This window comes from Paraburkholderia flagellata (genome assembly GCF_021390645.1).
Taxonomy (GTDB): Bacteria; Pseudomonadota; Gammaproteobacteria; order Burkholderiales; family Burkholderiaceae; genus Paraburkholderia; species Paraburkholderia flagellata.
In genome coordinates this window covers 527,732-547,963 of record NZ_JAJEJT010000002.1, presented here as the reverse complement: position 1 = coordinate 547,963, position 20,232 = coordinate 527,732, and the positions used below count along the sequence as shown (strand labels likewise).

At 55.4% G+C, this 20,232-nt stretch carries 16 protein-coding genes and 3 pseudogenes; 14 read left to right on the top strand and 5 right to left on the bottom strand.

Annotated elements, in window-relative coordinates:
* Positions 1–197 precede the first annotated feature (197 nt).
* Both L0U83_RS16875 and L0U83_RS16870 read left to right on the top strand, forming a co-directional pair.
* Positions 198–677, top strand: a complete 480-nt coding sequence (locus L0U83_RS16875; RefSeq protein WP_233884838.1) for a YbaK/prolyl-tRNA synthetase associated domain-containing protein — start codon at positions 198–200, stop codon at positions 675–677.
* Complete coding sequence (locus L0U83_RS16870) at positions 668–1,390, top strand: HAD family hydrolase (RefSeq protein WP_233884836.1); 723 nt, start codon at positions 668–670, stop codon at positions 1,388–1,390. The genes L0U83_RS16875 and L0U83_RS16870 overlap by 10 nt, the downstream gene beginning before the upstream one ends.
* A gap of 210 nt (positions 1,391–1,600) precedes the next feature.
* Here the strand turns inward: L0U83_RS16870 and L0U83_RS16865 are convergent, their stop codons facing one another.
* Together L0U83_RS16865 and L0U83_RS16860 are read right to left on the bottom strand one after the other, a co-directional pair.
* Positions 1,601–1,903 carry a hypothetical protein gene (locus L0U83_RS16865; RefSeq protein ID WP_233884833.1) on the bottom strand — a complete coding sequence of 101 codons (303 nt, stop codon included), beginning with the start codon at positions 1,901–1,903 and terminating at the stop codon, positions 1,601–1,603.
* Between the two features lie 90 nt (positions 1,904–1,993).
* Positions 1,994–2,323, bottom strand: coding sequence for a hypothetical protein (locus L0U83_RS16860; protein ID WP_233886543.1), 330 nt, complete (start codon positions 2,321–2,323; stop codon positions 1,994–1,996).
* Between the two features lie 485 nt (positions 2,324–2,808).
* Between L0U83_RS16860 and L0U83_RS16855 the strand changes: the two genes are divergently transcribed.
* Complete coding sequence (locus tag L0U83_RS16855; protein WP_233884830.1) at positions 2,809–3,138, top strand: hypothetical protein; 330 nt, start codon at positions 2,809–2,811, stop codon at positions 3,136–3,138.
* 256 nt (positions 3,139–3,394) lie between these two features.
* Positions 3,395–3,847, top strand: coding sequence for a hypothetical protein (locus L0U83_RS16850; protein WP_233884828.1), 453 nt, complete (start codon positions 3,395–3,397; stop codon positions 3,845–3,847).
* A 124-nt stretch (positions 3,848–3,971) separates the two neighbouring features.
* Here the strand turns inward: L0U83_RS16850 and L0U83_RS16845 are convergent, their stop codons facing one another.
* On the bottom strand, positions 3,972–4,331 hold the full coding sequence (locus L0U83_RS16845; protein ID WP_233884825.1) for a hypothetical protein: 360 nt from the start codon (positions 4,329–4,331) through the stop codon (positions 3,972–3,974).
* A complete protein-coding gene (locus L0U83_RS16840; protein ID WP_233884821.1) occupies positions 4,328–5,074 on the bottom strand; it encodes an SOS response-associated peptidase in 747 nt (248 codons plus the stop codon). The genes L0U83_RS16845 and L0U83_RS16840 overlap by 4 nt, the downstream gene beginning before the upstream one ends.
* Positions 5,075–5,097: 23 nt before the next feature.
* On the opposite strand from L0U83_RS16840, the gene L0U83_RS16835 reads away from it, so the two are divergent.
* The 8 genes and pseudogenes from L0U83_RS16835 to L0U83_RS16800 all read left to right on the top strand — a co-directional run bounded on the left by L0U83_RS16835 (position 5,098) and on the right by L0U83_RS16800 (position 17,274).
* Positions 5,098–5,613, top strand: a complete 516-nt coding sequence (locus tag L0U83_RS16835) for a hypothetical protein (RefSeq protein WP_233884819.1) — start codon at positions 5,098–5,100, stop codon at positions 5,611–5,613.
* Between the two features lie 195 nt (positions 5,614–5,808).
* Positions 5,809–8,286: a hypothetical protein gene (locus L0U83_RS16830; protein WP_233884818.1), complete on the top strand. Its 2,478-nt coding sequence runs from the start codon at positions 5,809–5,811 to the stop codon at positions 8,284–8,286.
* Between the two features lie 229 nt (positions 8,287–8,515).
* Positions 8,516–9,544: pseudogene (locus tag L0U83_RS16825) on the top strand (Mu transposase domain-containing protein); the annotation flags it as partial.
* 12 nt (positions 9,545–9,556) lie between these two features.
* A pseudogene (locus L0U83_RS16820) lies at positions 9,557–9,785 on the top strand (ATP-binding protein); the annotation flags it as partial.
* A 966-nt stretch (positions 9,786–10,751) separates the two neighbouring features.
* Positions 10,752–12,956 (top strand): hypothetical protein, encoded by a 2,205-nt coding sequence (locus L0U83_RS16815; RefSeq protein ID WP_233884816.1) that lies wholly within the window; start codon positions 10,752–10,754, stop codon positions 12,954–12,956.
* A gap of 9 nt (positions 12,957–12,965) precedes the next feature.
* Complete coding sequence (locus L0U83_RS16810) at positions 12,966–15,173, top strand: hypothetical protein (RefSeq protein WP_233884815.1); 2,208 nt, start codon at positions 12,966–12,968, stop codon at positions 15,171–15,173.
* 2 nt (positions 15,174–15,175) lie between these two features.
* On the top strand, positions 15,176–15,784 hold the full coding sequence (locus L0U83_RS16805; protein WP_233884813.1) for a hypothetical protein: 609 nt from the start codon (positions 15,176–15,178) through the stop codon (positions 15,782–15,784).
* Positions 15,781–17,274: a tyrosine-type recombinase/integrase gene (locus tag L0U83_RS16800; protein WP_233884812.1), complete on the top strand. Its 1,494-nt coding sequence runs from the start codon at positions 15,781–15,783 to the stop codon at positions 17,272–17,274. The genes L0U83_RS16805 and L0U83_RS16800 overlap by 4 nt, the downstream gene beginning before the upstream one ends.
* A gap of 374 nt (positions 17,275–17,648) precedes the next feature.
* Here L0U83_RS16800 and L0U83_RS16795 read toward each other — a convergent pair.
* Positions 17,649–18,500: pseudogene (locus tag L0U83_RS16795) on the bottom strand (aminotransferase-like domain-containing protein); the annotation flags it as partial.
* 123 nt (positions 18,501–18,623) lie between these two features.
* Between L0U83_RS16795 and L0U83_RS16790 the strand changes: the two are divergent.
* On the top strand, positions 18,624–19,547 hold the full coding sequence (locus L0U83_RS16790; RefSeq protein ID WP_233884811.1) for a DMT family transporter: 924 nt from the start codon (positions 18,624–18,626) through the stop codon (positions 19,545–19,547).
* A gap of 98 nt (positions 19,548–19,645) precedes the next feature.
* The gene (locus L0U83_RS16785; RefSeq protein WP_233884810.1) at positions 19,646–20,182 is read left to right on the top strand and encodes a GNAT family N-acetyltransferase; all 537 of its coding nucleotides are present in this window, start codon (positions 19,646–19,648) and stop codon (positions 20,180–20,182) included.
* The last annotated feature ends 50 nt before the right edge of the window (positions 20,183–20,232 follow it).

Here is a 20,232-nt window from a genome sequence, read left to right as displayed (position 1 = left end):
TTGGGTTGCAGCGTGAGACGTTGGACCGCCTTTGCTGCTTTTCCCCGATGCCGACAGCGCGTGCGACAGCGGTCGTACAAACGGATGATCTCAGCGAGGGATAACTTCCGCCGGGGGATGCGCCCTGAACCGAGCCAGGCTCAGGACGCCGTATCATTACCCGGATTGAACAACTCATTTCCAGAACAACTAGCGCCATGTCGACGACTGTTTACGAGAGGCTTGTGGCCATCCTTGATAGCGAGGGCGCCAGATATCGAATCATCGAACACCCCGCTGAGGGGCGGTCGGACCTGGTCGCCGCAATCCGCGGAACGGCCCCTGGCCAAGGCGCGAAGGCAATGCTCTGCACGGGCAAGGATGAGGGGCGAACGTTGATTCTTGCCATTCTTCCTGGAGACCAGAAGCTGGACTTCAAAAAGGTCGCCGCGGCCGGTCATGTCAAGAAAGCGACGCTTGCAACCGCGGAAGATGCTGAACGCGAAACCGGTTGCGTAGTCGGCTCAATTCCTCCTTTTGCGCTCTCTCCTGCCATCAAGCTGGTTGTAGACCGAGGCCTCCTGGAGAGCTTCGACGAAATTGCCTTCAACGCTGGGCGACTGGACAGGTCGATTGTTCTCAACTCGTCAGACTACGTGCGCATCGCGCAGCCTATCGTTACACCCCTATGCGTCTAAGCAAGGTATCAGCGATTTCCTTCGACCTCGACGACACGTTGTGGTCATTCGGAACTGCGGTAGAACGCGCCGAAGCGGCTTTGCATTCGTGGCTCGTGGAAAACGCCCCCAAAACCGCGGACGCGTTACCCACGCGGCTGGCGCTTGCCGAGATACGGGACGCATATGAGCGCTCGCGCCCAGACCTCGCGGGCGACTTTCGCGCGTTGCGAGTTGGCTCAATTGCTCGCGCACTAGAACTGGCAAAAGAAGACGTCTCGCTGACCGACCTGGCCTACGAAACTTTCTACGCTGCGCGACAGCAAGTCGAGTTCTTTGAAGACGTGCTGCCCGCGCTGCAGTGGCTTAGCGCTAGATTCCCACTCGTTGCCGTGACCAATGGCAATGCCGACTTGCGCTTAACTGGTGGCAGTGAGTTCTTTCAAGCAACTGTAAGCGCGAGTTCCGTTGGAATCGCGAAGCCGCAGGCCGAAATATTTCATGTCGCCGCGCGCATTGTTGGTGTACCGCCTGCGGGGCTACTTCATGTCGGCGATGACCTTCACCTCGACGTGCTGGGCGCCGTGGACGCCGGCCTCCAGGCGGCGTGGCTTGTACGCCCCCATGTCCAGTCGCCAGTGAAACTGAAACAAGGCGAGGCCAGCCGATATTTCACTATCAGTGACTTGTCGGCGCTATGCCGAATGCTTGGCGGTCCGAGCGACTTCGACTAAACATGGCAAAAATCGCTACTCTCTGAGCCCCAACGCCCTAACGCCTTGAGTTCAACGACAAGCAAACTCCTTCTGTTCGGATTGCTCTCCGGCGCCGCAATGATTCTGGCTGCCGTTTTGCTCTTCGTAGAACGCGTCTACGCATTCGCGCGATAGCCCGGTCGCTGAAGCAAACCGCGTGATGACCGCCTGCGTCTTTGTCGGTCGCTGTCAAGGATACCGAGCCGCCTGTAGAGTTCGACGCGCCGGTCTTTGCACATGAGGTGGATGGGCTGCTTGCCCGCTTGCGGCGCCTGTTCGACAAACCTTTCCATCAGGCAAAACGCTCCAGCCACCATCGTCATGCCGAAAAAAGTACAGCGCGCGGGCCCCGTCTGCGGTCGCGACGTACACATAGCGCCCCCCGCCCCATCGTGTACGACCGAACTCAATCACGTGAACCGGCCGTGCGAAAAGCGGACTTAGCCATTTTTCGACCTGCCAACGCAGAGACTTTTCACTCGTGCCTTTCATGCTCTCCTCCGGCAAGTCTGTGGCCTACCGACGCTGGGGAGAGCGTAGCCACTCCCCCAGTTCGTGCCTTGTCCACCGTCGACGAAAGCGTTACTGGCCGATTTGTCGGCTTACATGATTCTCCTGCTGGTTTAGCACGTAGTCCTCTCGCCGGGTGATATGGCTGCCGTCCTGTCTTGCCATGTCGCGCTCCTCCTGCCGAATCTGATGGTCATCTCGATGGAGTCTCGCCGCCTCGGCGCGCGACATTTCCCCTTCGCGCACCTCCTGGTGAATGCGTCGGTCCTGATTCGCCAGGCGGTGATTGACTTCTGCGCGACGCGGGTGAGTTGCATCCCAGTTGGTCTGCGCCGACGCGGTGCCTGCGAATGACATAGCAAGTACAGCAACCGCCGCGATTTTGTAGGCAACGTTGTGCATGTTCATCTCCGATTCCGTTGAGGGGACGGCTTCTCGCCGCTCACCTCCTCAACGCCAGGGACGACCACGATGTTGACTGACGAGATGTGAGTTCTGAAACGGATTATTTCGTATGAGGCGGATGTCCGAGTGCGCCCGTGGACGGCTCAGGTGTTTCAAATTACACGTCTCGTTACACACAAACACACCGGTAATTTGCGCTCCAAATATATTGCCTTCACTACCGACAAGTGAGGAACGTATGAAACGAATTTTCGCGCTAGCGCTGATGGCTGTATGTCTCGGGACCGCGTTGAGCGGCTGCATCGTCGTACCTGCAGGCGGCTACTACCACCGCTATTAACATGGCCAACGGAGCTCCGCTTCCCTGGGTACTCGCAGGTACAAAGACTGCTGCGTATTGGAGAATGCTGGACGGTCCACACGGGAAACGTTAGTCTGGAAGCACTTCATGGACCGTCTGACCAACGTCGAGGAGCTGGCACATGGAAGTGAGCACCGAAACCCTTGTTGACATGCTACGAGAGGTCGAAGCCGAGGACCCCATAGACTACGCCGACTTGCCGTTCGGAGAGGATGACCTCAGACGTCTCGTCTTGAGCTCGCTCGTCGAACGGCATCATGTTGTCGAAGGAGACATGTCGGTTTCCGAGGTTCATGCGATGTACCTTCTGAGCACCGCGAAACTCGTGCTCGAAAATACGGTGCTCCACGCGCGCCTGCTTTTGCTCCAGGGACTGCAGGTCGACGTTCAGTCGCTTCTCGCCGCGTTCACCCTCAAGGGTAAAAAAATAACGAAACCGGATGCGTACTGAAGGAAGACCTCGCTAGTTTCCTCCTCAGTACGCTTCCACGCCCGTTTCACATGCTCATGTAGCATCGCGTAGAGTCTCGCTGTCCTGGCAACGGCTGCGATGTAACAACGAAGCGTCGACCAAGGTCCTCACTCGATGCCACCGTCCACCGTTTCAGTGCAACGGCAAGCAAAACGGTGGTGATGGGCTTGAATACGGAGCTGACGACTTCTAGGCTGGAGGAACACCCAACCTGGTCTTCGCCCCGAGGTCGCTCATGGTCACCGCTCCCCCGAGTCATCCAAGGTTTCCGTCGGTTGAACAGGAAACGCTGAGTGTCGAGGCGGCGCTCAGCTGGTACATCGATGACTATCCTGGTGAAGCGCAAGTGCGCGGCATCAGCGCGATAGTCCGCGTACGCGACAACCAGGGGAATGCAGTAACCGACCTCACAACGGATGCATTCAGCTTCATCCGCCTGAGCCCCGGCCCGTCCAACCCGGCCCGGCCTGGCCCCGTCACACTGAATGTATCCGGGGGTCCCACACCCATCCCCAACGCCGGCCTTGGTGGCTACTATTCCCTTTCCCTGCTCCCACCGGCTTTCTGGTACTCGGAACTGCAGCAGTACATCTTCCTCGTTTCAGTTAGGCAGTTTATTCCGCTTGCGAACGTCACCAACGTTGGCGAAAAACTCGCTACGCTTGTCTGGCAACCACCATATTCCTGAACGAGCGCCGTAGGCTCAGATGTGCATGAGCCGGGAAAATCGTAATCCGGACGGCAGTGCCGCAGCAGGCAGGCGGTCCAGAATCCACCAGCCTTTGACGAACTTCGCCTCCATGGCCGGCCAGCTAAATCAAGCTTGCATCACGGGAGAGATGCGCAACGCACATCGCGTGAATCTGCTGGACCACGGGCTTCCTATAGTCTAGAAACCAGCCACGATTCAGATTGAAGAGCTGTACTAGGTCGACCTCGGCTTGTGGGAACGGCAAATCAAGCGCCTTTAATGCGACCACCCGGCACGCCTCGACGAGCTGTGCGCGCTCCAGCCAATCGCATTCGGCGCCGTTTGAGCTGAGCCAAATTTGCGCAGACTCGATGAGATGGAGGGTACGCAACCACTCGCCGCTTCGAGCAAATGCGAACAGCTGGCCGACCACGAGGAACGTAAGCAGCTCAGCCTTCGTTTCGTCATCCAACCTCTTCATTTCTCGGCTTCCGCTTCCGGCTTGTCTGTAGTGCTCTTTGGCCCACGCGGCGGCGCGGGGAACGCCTCGGCATGCATCAGTTCAGCCGGGAAGAGATTCAGGAACGAACGCGCTCCGTCCGTTGAGTCGCTGCCGAGCCAATTCTCATAGTCAGTTGGTCGCACAATGACAACGGAGCGTTTCTCGTCACCCGGCTTGTGGAAGCGCTTCATGAGCGGATGCTCACTTGAATTGACGGTCAGCATCGTGAACGACAGCGCCTTGCCTTCGTCACCGTCATCCCACTCGCGCCACAGCCCTGCAATGGCAAATGGTTCATCGGAGGCCATGTTGATGCGCCATCGCACGGCTTTCCCGCTCTCATAGTTGGGCTCATAGAACGCTTCGCACGGGATAAGGCACAACTGCAGCCGCTTCCACGCGCCGCTGAAGCTACGCTTCTCGCCAACCGTCTCCGCGCGCGCGTTCATCGTGTCGAAAACACCGACGCCGGGCGGAATATGCTTGCGCGGCGCCATTCCGAACGTTGCGACGTCGGCTCTCTGCGTCGGCGACGCGTCTGACAATTGGTGCCGGATAGTCCTTGTACACCTCGTCCCGCCACGGACTATCGGGCGGCTCGACGCCGAACTGCTTGAATATCCGGTCGCGGCGCGCTGCCGCGTAGTTCGTGCACATAGGGCTCCTCCGTCGAGGCAAAGACGTCTTGCCCGCCTGCTTGCGTTCCTGGATATACTGTACATCCATACAGTCTTTTTGTCAGGTCATGGAGCCGGTTTGGGAATACAAGTGGGCAGTCTGGGACGAGGTCAAAACCCGCTTCGTGCCCACGCCGATATGGCTTACCGATGAGGAAGCCCGATCCGACTGGTACGCCTACGACATGTGCGTCTACCGGCTCGAGCATACGAAGCGGGACCGGATGCATTCGGTCGGCCCGGCCGTGGACCCACCGGCCGCCGACGTGCCGTGGCATCGCGACCGGCGCGTGCGCACTGAACGATGCAGGTACGGCCTACCACCGTTCGTCACGCCGCTCGACGACGAGTTGCGACGCATCTGGAACCGGCATCCGCGGGATGAGATAGGTCGGCTCGCGCTTGAGGTGCAAACAGGAAGGTACGCTATCTCCGAACTTGAGGCGATTGCCGCCGAGGGCTACTGGTACCTACAGAAGGACTATGCGACCGTTGAGGAAGCACGCAAGTCTTTGGGTCGCTTGCGACGGCGCCTAATGCAGGAGTTGCAAAGAATTGGGCCCATCAAGTGGGAGCGTCGGTGACAACCAATACATGCAGTTTTCGGACGGCCAAGAGGTTGATGCACACACTGGGTGCTTGACACGCGAAGGAATATGCCGTTTGGCTAGCCGCGATGTTGAATCGAGGCTTTTGGCTGTCGTGGTTCGATTTTGCTCACGTGGTGGCGGTTACAATGCCCGAAAAGACCACCAGAGCAGCGGATCTACGGGCTACAAATGATCGACTACGAAACGGCGTCAAAAAACCTTCAACGTCTCGTGGAGAAATACACCGAGACAGGATGCAAGAATGAAGCCGAGACGCGCTTCCACTACATCGATGTGTTGTTGACCGATTGCCTGGGGTGGGAGCGCACTGAGATCCCTGTCGAGAAATACCTGAGCGGCGAACGAAGCGACTATGAACTAGGGAGTCCGACCGCTCTTATATTGGAGGCCAAGCGCGACGCGGTGCACTTCGAAATTCCTGTCCGCAAACACGGTGAGCTCCTGGTGCCGATCCGCCAACTGATGGGCCTGAGCGACGAAGCTAAGGCGGCCGTCGAACAAGTTCAAGGCTATTGTGCCCGACGCGGTGTCAGATATGCAGCGATCTGCAACGGTCCACAGTTGATTGTGTTCGTAGCGACGCGAATCGATGCTAAGCCGCCGCTTGAAGGTCGGGCGCTCGTCGTCGATGGGTTCAAACAGCTTCAGGAAGAGTTCCCCCTGATTTTCAACTTGATCTCGCCTCTCGGTGCGACGTCAAACAAACTTTTGGCCTATCTCGATGCTAATGGCATCGCCGGAATTCCTGAGAAAATTTCGACTCGGTTGGCCAATCATCCCACATTCCGCTATCAAAGCGCGTCGCGCAATAGCCTTCGGATGGTCGCCGAGCTTCTTCTTGAGGACATCGCGCGTACCGAAGAACTAGAAGAGCGCTTTTACCGAGAATGCTACTGCGAGAGTGGCCCTTTGGCCCAAGATGCGTTGGTCAGCAAAAACCTTCTTAAGACAAGGTACGCTGCCCTGTTCCACCCTAGCGAAGAGGCGCCCGCCGTTGTGCCAGTGAAGTCAAAGGGGAAGGCAGTCACGTCAGAGATTTTGGCAGAAAGTCTTTCTCGCCGTCCGATCATCCTATTGGGTGACGTCGGGGTGGGAAAGACCTCCTTCATCAAGAATCTGATGCTGGTGGAAGCCGAGGAGGAGTTCAAGCGGTCCATCTACGTCTATCTGGACCTGGGCGTGAACGCCTTTCTGGATGCAGGACTGGAAGAATATGTGCGGGTAGAGGTCGAGAAGCAACTTTATGACAAGTATCAGATCGACACCAACTCCAACGACTTCATCCAGACGGCGTACAAAGAGGACATCAAGCGCTTTCGCGGCGGCATTTGGGGCAATCTCGCTAGTTCAAACCCTGGTCTTTTCGAAGAGAAGCTTCTCGAGTTCCTATCCGTAAAGATCTCAAATAACGAAGAACACTTGCGTGTTTCGATCAAGCAGATTCAGAAAATGACGAGCAAGCAAGTGATCATCATCTTTGACAATGTAGATCAACGTGAGCTTGAGGTACAACAAAAGGCCTTCATCGTTTCACAAGGTGTAGCCCAACACTGGGGGGCGATTGTGTTCCTCTCCGTCCGGCCGAACACCTTTCATCAGTCGAAGCGGACCGGCGCTCTATCGGCATACCCAAACAAAGTCTTCTACATCATGCCTCCGCGGCCGGAACTTGTTTTGGAGAAGCGGCTAGTGTTTGCGCTGAATATTGCGGAAGGACGGCTACCGATGGAATCGATTTCAAGCGTGAGCTTGAATCTTGAAAGCATCGCTACCTTCCTCAAAGCGCTTCTTCATTCTCTGAAACGGAATCCGTCGGTTTCAGAATTTCTCTCCAATATCACAGGCGGAAATGTCCGTTCGATGATCGACTTTGTGACGAAATTCACTGGCAGCCCGAACGTTGACAGTGACAAAATCATTGAAATATACCGAGAAACCAATAGCTACGTCATCCCTGTTCATGAGTTCTCGAAGGCCGCTTTGCTAGGCGACTATTCAAACTATGATCCCCACTCTTCGCTGGCGATGAACATTTTTGATGTCCGGTTCCCGGATGCCCGCGAACACTTTCTCTGCCCACTGATCCTGGGCTTCCTCAACTACGACGGGGTCCATCGGAATCTAGAAGGGTTCGTGACGGCAACGCGGCTGAAACAAGAAATGCAGAGCCACGGCTTTAGCCTGGAACAGAGCGAAAGTGCGCTTCGCCGTATGACAAACAAAAAGCTCATCGAAACGACGCAACGGGTCACGTTCGAGGAGACTTCGGGCACCGAGTACGCGGAGGACCTAACAGACGCATTTCGTGTGACGACGGTCGGGGCTTATCACCTAGTGCGATGGTCTACGACATTCGCGTACCTTGATGCAATGGTCTTCGACACCCCGATTTTTGACTCAAATGCCAACCATAGATGCGGGACAGAAATTGAATCGTTCGACATACGTCATCGCTACTACCGCACCACCGAATTTCGTGACTACTTAACCCAAATATGGGACGCGAGCGGCATCACGGCCCCGTATTTCAATTGGAAGACGTTGATCTTGTCAGGGGTTGGCACTTTCGAAAGCGTGTCCTCGGCGATCAGTGGCAATCGAGGTCCACGGCGTCAAGGGCGACCATCCGCCTCCCGCTCACGCTGAAAACAAGGAGTGGCTGCGTGCCTCTCTGCTTTCTCAGCCTTCGGCCCATCGTGAGCCGCACGCGCCATTTTGACGGAGTATCCTTCAAAAAAATGGTGCATCGCACAACGATTTTTCCCGTTGCCGCGGACTTTAAAAATATCGGTAGCGAAACGATCGTAAGCGGCTGGGCAACCCATCTTGAGGTTCGGTAAAGCTCTTGGGAGTATCGTGTCCACCTAACGAATAAGCAGACATGGGCGCCTTGAGCTACACGTTCGCGTGCGCGACGCCGGCCGAAACGATGGAGGACTGGCTGGGCGGCATCGCACGCGCGCAGACCTTCTATGGCGGAGTGCCACAACTAATCGTGCCGGATAACCCGCGCGCGATGATTGCGGATCCCGACCGCTATGAACCGCGTGCCGGCGATACCGTGCTGGACTTCGCGCGTCATTACGGTGCGTCATTCCTGCCTGCTCGCGTCTATCGCCCGAGGGACAAGCCGAAGGTAGAGGTTGCGGTCCAGGTGGTCGAACGCTGGATCATGGCGCGTCTTCGTCATCACCGGTTTGCGTCAGTGGAGTCGGTCGATGACGCGATCCGTCCGCTACTGAAGAACCTGAACGAGCGCCCGTTCCAGAAGCTGCCCGGATGTCGCGCAAGCGCATTTGCCGAACTGGACGCGCCTGCTCTAGAGCCGCTGCCGGCACAGCCGTATGAGCTCGCGCGCTTCAAGACGGCGACGATCCACATCGACTATCACGTCGAGCTCAACAAACACCGCTACAGCGTGCCGCACGCGCTGGTCGGACTCAAGCTCGATGCGCGCATCACGGCGGGCGCTGTCGAACTGTTGCATCGTGGTCGCCGTGTCGCCAGCCACGCCCGTGATGACAGCGTGGGCGGCTTCACCACCGTCGTCGAGCACATGCCGGCGGCGCACCGCGCCCATCTCGAATGGACGCCACAACGGCTCGTTCACTGGGGCCAGCAGATCGGCGCGGCAACCGGCGCGCTCGTCACCCGGCTGCTGCAGGAGCAACGCCATCCTGAACACGGCTATCGGGCCTGCCTCGGATTGCCATCGCTATCACGTCGCTATGGGCGTGAGCGTCTCGAAGCGGCCTGTGCGCTGGCGCTGGAACTCGGCGTACACCGGTACCGGCACGTACGCGACATCCTTATCAATAACCGCGACAGGTCGACTGCGACAGTGCCTGCCGACTGGATCAGCCCCAGCCACGCGCATGTACGCGGCCCCAGCTATTACCAATAAGGAGAACACTCCATGATGATGCAACAGACCCTGATGCAGCTGCGCACCCTGAAGCTCGACGGCTTCGCTGATGGACTGGAGGAACAGTTGACACAGCCCGGCGTGGAGAGCCTGCGCTTCGAGGAACGCCTGTCGCTACTGGTCGACCGCGAAACGAGCTGGCCGCGATGATCGCCGTCGCACCCGACTGCTCAAGCAGGCGCGTCTCAAGTACCCAAGACGGACTTTCGATCGATTCGACGATGTATATTGAATCTTCCTGAGTTCTATGAACAGGGAGCAACAAGACAACCTTGAAGCTCGAAGGCGCCTTGCCGTCAGATCGTCGCCGAAAGCAGCGTGCCGGTCGGCGAGCATCGCACCGCGATCTCCGCTGCGAGGGCCTTTCACATAGCACCCAAACAAGCGAACCGCAACAAGCTGCCAATCTCATTAGCATACTTGGTATATCCAACATAAACATATCAGCAACACGACGGCCTCCAATCGGGCGAACGAGAGCAGTCCTCTCGACGTCTCGACAGCCACCGGAACACCACAAACATAGCGATATTCCTCCAACGCAACGTCATCAACACATCATTTATATCGGACTACTAACATAAAATAATTAAATATAAAGACGAGACTTGATTTTTATATTCACGAATACGACGTATACAAAGAAATAATAATTCTCACAACAATTTTTTCGCGCTAAAAAAACTTGAATTGCATCGCTTTGTTTGTTAGATTCAGCTCAGGCTCAATGCCAACCACGTGACCACGACCGCAAAGCCACTAGGCCTAGCAAACTCGCTATTTATGAGAGGGTATATAGGCGAGGTTGCGATGTGGATAGCATTTGAAGTTGAAGGCCAGAGTTCAACGGGTCGCCACCCGTGGCTGACTTCTGGCTCGTCAAGGACGAGAACAACGCCCGCTGCTCGTCTCTTGCACTCAATGGCGAGCGCGTGGCTAACGTTCTACGAACGGGCCAAGCTCGGCCGCATCGACTTTGAGCTGCCAGAGAGTCGACAATCCTGTCAACCGTCAAACTCGGCCGCGACCTCCCCCTTTCGCCGCTGCCCGCTGCGGAGCTCTTCTCCAGGTTTACCACTTAGCGCCTTCGAGATTTCGCAGCTGCATCTGTTTTGCGGCGAGATGACTGATCCAGTGCAAACCGTTCGCTTCGCCCACGAAGCGGCTATAGCCGGCGCCGCCCCTCATGGCTCCGAGCGTTCCGCCCGGCCGCGACCAATGTGCTGCGCAGATATGGCTTTGCTCTCAATTGTGTGCCAACGGGAATCTACACGGCGGAGTGCCAATTAAAATGCGCTATGAAATATCACGGACAGCAATCATTTTCCTATTTGACAATGATAAAAAGGAAACACCGACAAAGATGACATTTTCGTTTGCAAATACAAAGCTAACAAAAACCGAGTTACACCTTATCTGCATCGCTTTAACCTTGCAGTTAAGCGGAAAAAGCTTTGTGACGAAACGCAACTCTTTGTCCAAGTTTCTGCCCCCCCTATTCGCCTATTTTCGTCATACTTTATCGAAATACCCATCAACCTCAGATGAATGGCAAATATTTATACTTCATTTTTTTCAATATTATTTGATCGGCGAACATGGAGCGATGTCCGCAACCAACAGAATAAAAACTTGGACAATGTCCATTAAAGGCATTTTTGATTTTTGGAAGGAGGAAGACTTAATTCCTATTGACGTCCTGATTCCGAAAATCGGTCAAAAAAAAGCTCACCAGGAAATGACCAATCAACGATTATTGGGAGAGACTGGAGAGATCGCCACGCCCCCCTCCGAATCACCTCAAAAAATCCTGGTTAACGTGGACTTCTCCGCGCCGAGCGCAGACTATCTCGATAGCATTCAAAAATCCTGCCTGGAAAAAATAAATCTCCTAAAAAGCGTCTGCTCAGCGCACTGGGAAGCTCTTTTACACGACAAGGCAATTGGAGATCACTTCGCAAAGCAAATCAGTTCCGCCATGATTAACGACGTTATCGAATCGAATCAATACACAGTGCAGGGAGGGCGTAAGCGCGCCACGTTGTTGACCAGCAGCATTCGCCCGCAAGGACACCTTTGGGCGTTGGCGTTCGGCAGGCATTTCTTGTTAAATGGACAAGACCGAGAATGCATATCAAATAAAACCCATTCGAAAACGTTTTTTCGTAACGGAATCATTGATGCAGTCGGCTACGCGATATTCGACAATACAACGGCAATGCCAAAATCTGCATTTGATCAACTTACAAAGCCTGAAAAATATTTTCGATTCCTAGGAATTCTATCATCAAAAGATGCTGCGGCTGCATGCTGTCTTTTAACAATTGAGCACCCAGAATTCACCTCCGAGTCAATTCAAAATGCAAGACTATTAAATTCGAAGGGTAAATCTTACCTACTCATTACCGACAATAATAAATCTTCAATCTTCAGCGTCGACAAGCCGCGTGCAGGAACGCGAAAAAAGGTCGTACTGACATCTATCGCGCATCAGTTGATAAAAAATATTATTGAGTTGACAACTCCATTAAGAAACGTGCTCAAGAAGGCTGGTGACAAAGCATGGAGGTACCTCTTCCTTGGCGCCAAGTTAGGTGGTCGTATAGGTCCATTGGACCCGACTGCTAAGCATTTACACGCCACTTCGGACGTTGTCAGCCTTAGTCGCTTGTACCCCACATTACCCGAACATGGCCTGACCACCGGAACGCTTGACTATCGCCGAATTAGAAGCACGATGGGCGTCCTTCGATGGTTTGAAACAGGATCCCTTACAGAAATGAGCAGACGACTCGGAAATAGCAAGCGGGTTGTCCTCGAGCACTATCTACCGGCACCGCTTTTGCACGCATGGAACACGCGAATTATCCGTCGCTTTCAGAACACATTGATTATTCTAGCCGCGCATGATGAAGGATATCTGCTTGAATTAACCGACTTCAGTTCGGCTTTGGATTTGCAACACTTCATTACGCAATTGATTATCGAATACCCCGGAGACTCAAGTCCTTTGGCGAAAGAGGTGCAGACCCGTCTACATCAAAAGAAGCCACCAGAAAATCCCGAGAACGCCATTCTTAGTGATGGCATTCTGAATATTCAGCTATCGACGACAAGCTTGGCATATTTGTACGCATTCAGCGACTTTGCGGTCGAGAAGTTTAGTCTCGATGAACTGTCCCGGGTCGATGCGCAAACGAGCTTGTCTGCCGCCCAATTTGTAGATTTAACATACTTGATTCGTCATGCTTGCGAGAACGAAAGCACCGCATCTGATTTATCTGAACTACTTGATTTACCTCGTCTAAGGCTATTGCATCAACGCGCCACGGTCGAGCTTCCGCATTTATTAAAAAAGCTCGAAAAGCTATCAATTCACTCAAACTGGTAGATATCTAAAATGCAAAATCTTTCACAATTAATCGATGAAATACCATCCCCAGTTGTATCCCCGCGCCTTAACGAAACTGAACATCAAATTGCGCTTTTGGTAATCGACGCCGCCAAGCAACTGGCTCGGCCATACGACGGTGATTTCAAAGCTCCGTGGCTACTATCAGCCTTCGAGGATCCAGAATGGATTACCACGAACCGAAATCGGCAAGAACTGATAGATGGCACATGGCGACATACCATTAACGTTAACTGGGCAATGCGTCTACCAGATGGGAGTTTCCTTACCGACAAGAAATATAAAAATCTACTTGACCTTAATCGACGCATAGCATTTCTTCTCCGCTCAAATCACATAGGCGATATTACTGCTCCAGGGGCGTGGAAGTCCCATGTATTGGTTCTTCTTCAGCTTACGCGCTGGGTTGTTTTGCACGCATCGCAGTTTCACCCGGAGAAATACGGGTTCAAGTTGTTAGACCAGTTTGCGATTGACTCTCTAATGCGATTGCATGCCGAAGGAGGGTGGACCGCGGCTCAACAGATTCCGCAGAGGCTCTTGTCAAGATTCTACAGACATACCTTCGGCGAACCATGCCCACAACAACTGCTTAAACGCGTCTACGCAGTCCCCCAAAAAGTCAGAGCGCAAATAATGAGGTGGCTCGTCAAAAATTCCTACTATGGAGTGGTCGAAGCCGGAGAAAACACTGGCAAAGCCTTTCTCCGTCGTGAACGTCTTGCTGATGAGATATACGAATCAGTTGACTCCATGAAAGTCAACTCGAAACTGAATGCCTTTTGCCGACAGTTTGAACCTGACCTTCAGGTCGGAGGCCTCTTGGTCAACATACACCAACTTACCGAACTTCCTGACCACAAGACGAAAACATTACATGACGTGGTCAACGCGGGTGCCGCCGAGAAAACGTTGGCCTGGATTACTACCGCTACGACAACGCTTCTCTCGGCGCACCGGCACATACCCAACTATTTACCAGAACCAGCTTCAATTTCCGTGCGACGAGCCCATACGCAGGCGCTCGCACTCACACGACAATCGGGACATACTCCATTCATACCTATCAATACTGGTCTAGCTTATTTCAACCATGCCATGCGGTTTGTACATCTATACGGTGAGGCGCTGGTAGACTTCTATCTTGCCATCATTGCTTGCGCGCCGGAATCTGCCAGGAGTGGAGCCTGTCAGGACTATTTGTCCCGTTTGTGCTGCGGCCAGTTTTCAAGCAACTATACGTGCGTAATCGGCAACAAGAGAATATCTATCGGAGAGATTCTCGGCATTAGTAAATTTCTGAGGCACGAAGTCAATTTTGAATTGCTGAGAAGCCAACCGACCCTCGATGAAGCACTTAGAGTGTTGATTGGAGCTTGCATCGTATGCATGGCAATACTGAAGCCATCACGGGAGAGCGAACTCACGCATCTGAAGCGAGACTGCTTACGTCTTGGAAGCGACGGTTATAACCTTAGGTTTACTCTTGGAAAGAGTAATTCGGGAGAAGCCTATCAGGAAACCACTCGACCAATCCCTGTAATAGCCGCGAAAGCAATCCAATTGCTCCAAAAACTTGGTCAAGGCCTCGTCGACACATACAGAGACACTCAAAAAATCAGCAGCAATCTATTCTATCTTCCCCAACAGCGTGGATTGGGTGCACTAACGGCAGATAATGGGCTTTTGAACGAACATATTGATATTTTTTGTGATTATGTCGCTTTGGCACCCGACCACCTAGGGCGGCGCTGGTATTTGCGCATTCATGAAATGCGAAAGTGGTTCCTGCTTCTGCTCTTTTGGTCGGGAAAGTTTGACGTACTGGATGCCGCACGGTGGATTGCGGGCCACGCCGATGCCGCCCATATCTATGCCTACATTGAAAAAGAGTTCCCAGGCGAAGAACTGCCGAAACTGGAAGCTGGATACGCAATAGACAGATTGAGAGTTTTGGAATCGACGGCTACCTCGCGTACAGGAAGTGAACCTGGCATCCACGCATTATACGAAAAGGTTCTTCAGCATTTCAGTGTGCAATCGCTGTCATTTGTTCCAGAATCGGAATGGACAGGTTACGTCTTAGCTCTACGGCAAACGGAAGGCTTTATCTTAGAGCCGCATTCCGTTTACGCTCGAGGTAGAAGCAAACAGGTTGTTGGCATCAATGTGTCATTTGTGCTACGGGAGAAGTGACAATGAATAGACAAGGCGCATATCAAAAAAAGGCAAGAAATATGGAGAACGTTAAGGCGCGGTTTTCCTTTCTTAAAACTGCAATAGCCTCTCCACATAAAATCAATGCATCCGTCGCGAAATCCTTGATAAGCCAACGTACATTTTGCTCGCTGCAAATATCAAAAACAGAAATTTACCCAATATCTTTGAACACGTTTAAATCACTTTCTCGCGAACTTTATTCGACAGAGAAAGAAGCAGGCGGAGACGGCTTCGCATACCTAGACGCAATGCGGGTGCAGCTCAGAAATTTAGTCGAAGATACGACCAAAGGCAGGTCAGTTGACGCTCGCGTCAAACGACGTGAAGAGCACCAATCCGAATTGGCGGATAGAATTTCGAAAACAGAATTGCAGAACATCTATCGTTCAAAGGCGTATTTTGACCTTTACAGCAAACTGAAATCACTCGTAAGCGAGAGCGCAATTGAAGAAGCCGTAAGGTTGCGACTTCTTCGGCTTCTCAAAAATCATGATGAACTGTACGGTTCACTCCTTAGCCCCCAAGGGTCTCTTACCGCTGATACCGCAGTGTTGATTGCATGGCCCACACAGCAGGAGGAAGAATGATGGCCGCCCAACTGTTCAAAGTTCGGCCTGTGGATATTCCATATTCCGTGACGATGCTGCTCGATGATGGCAAACACATCTCGTCGCAGCACATCGAGTATTTCCCATATATGTACTGGCCAAACCGGCGCCCCTGCGACCCTTTGAATATGTACTTCATGGATGTCGCATATCTCACAACCGGGCAATCGTTGAGAACAATTGCCTCGGAGCTTAGCCATTTGGTTCGATACTGTGGTACGAAAAACGTTCCGTTCGCCGCGCTGGATGACACCAATATTTTCGAGTTGTCGGCATTGCTTCAAAGTGAAAAATCACCCATTCGAATTGGCGAACGCATCAGAGATGACAATACAGTTCGAGCAATACTGAGCAGAACGATTCGGTTTCTTTTTTGGTATCAGGAGAAGTTTGTGTCGGCGACGGGGACGCCATTAATCGGTGAAATTGATACTTCACCCCAGATTATCGTTCGACGAGTCAAACGCCAGAGACACGCATACAGTCAGTCTGGATATTACTACACTCACCGCTCGATGCCGACACCTGATAGCCGAGAGCCGAAAGGACCAATTGGCCTGCCTATCATTGAATCGATCGAACGATGCGTAGATTCACTAAGTGACATAAACGCACAACCCGACAAATTCGTTCGACGTTATCGAAATCGTCGAGAACTGCTTTCCTCACATCTTGAATATATTCGCGTTCGACGTCATTTCATGATTTGGTTAATGAAACGCACAGGTCTACGCCCCTCTGAGATGGTTGAGATTGACGTCAAAGAACATACCAATATTCTCCATTCGAAGAGACTTCTAATCCCCACCAAGAAACGACGACGCGAGCATGCGCCTTTGCGCAGCTTTCCCATAACACTCAAAGATGCGACCGTTTTCCAACGATACCTCATCGCTCGTAAGAGGTATAGCTCTGTACTGGAGTGCGCTGGCCAAGACGAGACTCCTTCCGACGCATTGTTTCTTGGGGTCGACGGGACAGCAGTCAAGAAGGCATCCCTCGAACGCGACTTCTCACGCTTGGTGACAGCGGCCGGATTTCGCGACGTTCAGGCCTGTTTTAGCATGTTTAGGCATAGATTTATCACATACGAGGTTATTGTTCACCTGAAGGAATTCATGCAAACGTCAGGAAAGACAAAGTACCTCATGACTGAGACGGACTACGAGTCAATTCTAAAAAGGGTGGCCGTCAAAACAGGCCATAGTTCACCCAAGAGCCTCTGGCACTATATCGACTTGGCGTGGGAAGAGATTGATGTGTGGGGCGGCGTCGATAAGGCTATTGAGCGGCTCCATGCGGCTGACCGTTTCCATGATGAATTGTTGGAACTGAAGCACGAATTGGAGACTCTTAAGAGGTCCAAGAAGTCCGCGTCCACGGCGAAACTAATTGGCATGATCGCGGAAAGAATTGCCGCGATTATCGATTCTGCAAAGCAAGACATTGAGCGTCGCAGCGACGACTGATGGCACCCGGTAGGTGGGTACTGGAGTGAATGCAGCCGAGAACTAACGAAATGTGCAGGTGTGCTGCGCCCGGTCAAAATGGATGTCCGAGACAATGGGTTGCCGAGACGTGTGAAGCCCACCTTGGACCAATCTCGTCTCGCAGTGCAAGCAATCCGATTTGGGGACGTACGCGAACTGCTCTTCGAATCTGCTACAAGACTTGGCCTCCCAAGCGGCCCCTTAGCGTCCATACCTCGCAAATTGGCTTACACGTTAATGTCAATTGACGAGTGTCAAATGATGCGTCGAGTTTGCCGGCGGACTACCAAAAGACAGCGAATATTGCAGTCAAGCTCCATCAATTGACATCAGTGGTACGTCTGGAAAACGACCACGATCAGGAGGTCATGTTCCTCCGCGAGCTTGAGCAGGCGATGCGCGACGGCGGGCGCGAGCGTCGCGCCAGTGGGGTTGTGGACCGCCGAGTTCGTCACGTAGAGACGCGGGCGCGATTCGGCCAGGGTGCGCTCGAACGCGGCGAGATCCGGACCCGTTGGCGTGTACGGCACGCCGACCACGCGCACGCGATGTGCGCGCAGCAGCGCCTGGAAATTGAAGTAGCACGGGTCGTCCACGAGCACGGTGTCGCCCGGCTCCAGCAGAAAGCGGCACACAAGGTCGAGCGCCTGAGTGCCGCCGTCGGTCAGCACGATCTGCTCGGGCGCGGCCTCCACGCCATGCTGGCCGAGCCGCCAGGCAAGCTGCTGACGCAGCGCAGGCAGGCCGAGCGGCGAGGCGTAATCCGTGAGCGGCGCGCGCGGATCGCGTGCGATCGCGCGCAGCGCGCGCCGCACGGCGTCCTCCGGCAGCCACGAGGCGGGCAGCCAGCCGCAGCCGGGCCGCAGCGCGCCCGCCTCGGTCTGCAGCGACTGGCGCGTGAGCCAGAGCGGATCGATCTCGCGGTCGAGTTGCGGTCCGAGCGCCGCGAGCGCGAGCGGAGGCGCGTGACCGGCCACGAAGAAGCCCGCCCCGCGCCGCGCGACCAGCACACCTTCGGCGACGAGGCGCTCGTAGGCCTCCACCACCGTCGAATTCGACACGCCAAGCTGCTCGCTCATTGCACGGATGGACGGCACGCGCGCGCCGGCGGCCAGCGCCCGCGCGGCAATGCGCTCGCGCAGCGCCTGCATCACCTGTTCGACGCGCGTCATGGGCAAGCCTTGCGTCCTCGTTCTGTCTTTCATCTGTACTGCTCCGTGTTCAATACAGTTTGAACAAATTGTACTGATCTGTAGCTTACCTTCATGCGGCGCGGCGCGCATCATCGCTAGATCGCGATCACGGATGTTTTCCCCTGGCCAAAGCCCATGCGCAAAAAGCTCGATTCCACTACCGACGGCTGGCTCTGCGGCCTCGCAGGCGTCCTCATCTTCAGCGGCTCGCTGCCCGCCACGCGTCTCGCCGTGCTCGGCCTCGACCCCGTCTTCCTCACTGGCGCGCGCGCGACCATCGCGGGCGCGCTTGGCGTGCTGCTGCTTCTGTCGTTGCGCGCGGCGCGGCCCGCACGCGCCGAAATCTGGCCGCTCGTCATCGTCGCGCTCGGCGTGGTGGTGGGCTTTCCGCTCCTCACCGCGCTCGCGCTCCAGCACGTAAGCTCGGCGCACGCCATTGTGTTCGTCGGCTTGCTGCCGCTCGCGACCGCCGTGTTCGGCGTGCTGCGCGCGGGCGAGCGTCCGCAGCCCGCCTTCTGGATCTTCTCCGCGGCGGGCAGCGCCGCCGTCGTGGCGTTTGCGCTGCGCCACGGCATCGACGCCTCGCCGCTCGGCGACGCGCTCATGCTCGGCGCGATCGTCGTGTGCGGGCTCGGCTACGCGGAAGGCGCGCGGCTCTCGCGGCGTCTGGGCGGCTGGCAGGTGATCTGCTGGGCGCTCGTGATCTCGCTGCCCGTGATGGCGCCGCTCGCGTGGTGGCTGCGCCCCGCGTCGTTCGCCGCCGTGAGCGCGGCCTCGTGGTGGGGGTTCGCCTATGTGTCGCTCTTCAGCATGCTGATCGGCTTCGTGTTCTGGTATCGCGGGCTCGCGCTCGGCGGCATTGCGGGCGTGGGGCAATTGCAGTTGCTTCAGCCGTTCTTCGGCTTCGTGCTCGCGGCGCTGCTGCTGCACGAAACCGTGCCGCCGGCGATGATCGCCGTCACCGCCGTGGTGATCGCGTGCGTGGCCGGGGCGCGGCGCTTCGGACGCGCGACGCGCGCACCCTCTGTCGCGAATCGCACGGGCACGCAGCGCGTCTAGGCCATACATTTTTGGCGCGCTTCAAAAGCGCCCGGGTGCGAGGCATAGTGAGGGATGCAAACCTCCTTCCCCTGTGCCTTCGCGCCTCGTCCCAGCCGATGAACCCACACTCCGACGCGCACGTGCGCGACGCCACCGCCGGCGACTTTCCCACCATCGCCGCGATCTACGCGCACCACGTGCTGCACGGCACGGCGTCGTTCGAGGAGACGCCGCCTTCGCTCGACGAACTCCTGCGCCGCCACGCCGCCGTGCGCGAACACGGCCTGCCTTGGCTCGTCGCCGAAATCGACGGCCACGTGGCGGGCTACTGCTACGCCACGCCCTACCGGCCGCGTCCGGCGTACCGCTTCACGGTCGAAGACTCGATCTATATCGACGAAGCGTTCCGCGGCCGCGGACTCGGCCACACGCTGCTTAACGCGCTGATCGAACGCTGCGAGGCGGGCCCGTGGCGGCAGATGATCGCCGTGGTCGCCGACCCGCGCGGCGGCTCGCTCAAACTGCACGAGCGCCTTGGGTTCGAACTGACCGGCACGCTGCGCGGCGTAGGTTTCAAGCACGGCGAGTGGCGCGACACGGCGCTCATGCAGCGCACGCTCGGGCCGGGCGCGGACACGCCGCCCAAGGGCTGACGCAGTACGCTCGAAAGCGCTCCGGCACGTCACGCGCGCGCCGCAAGCGA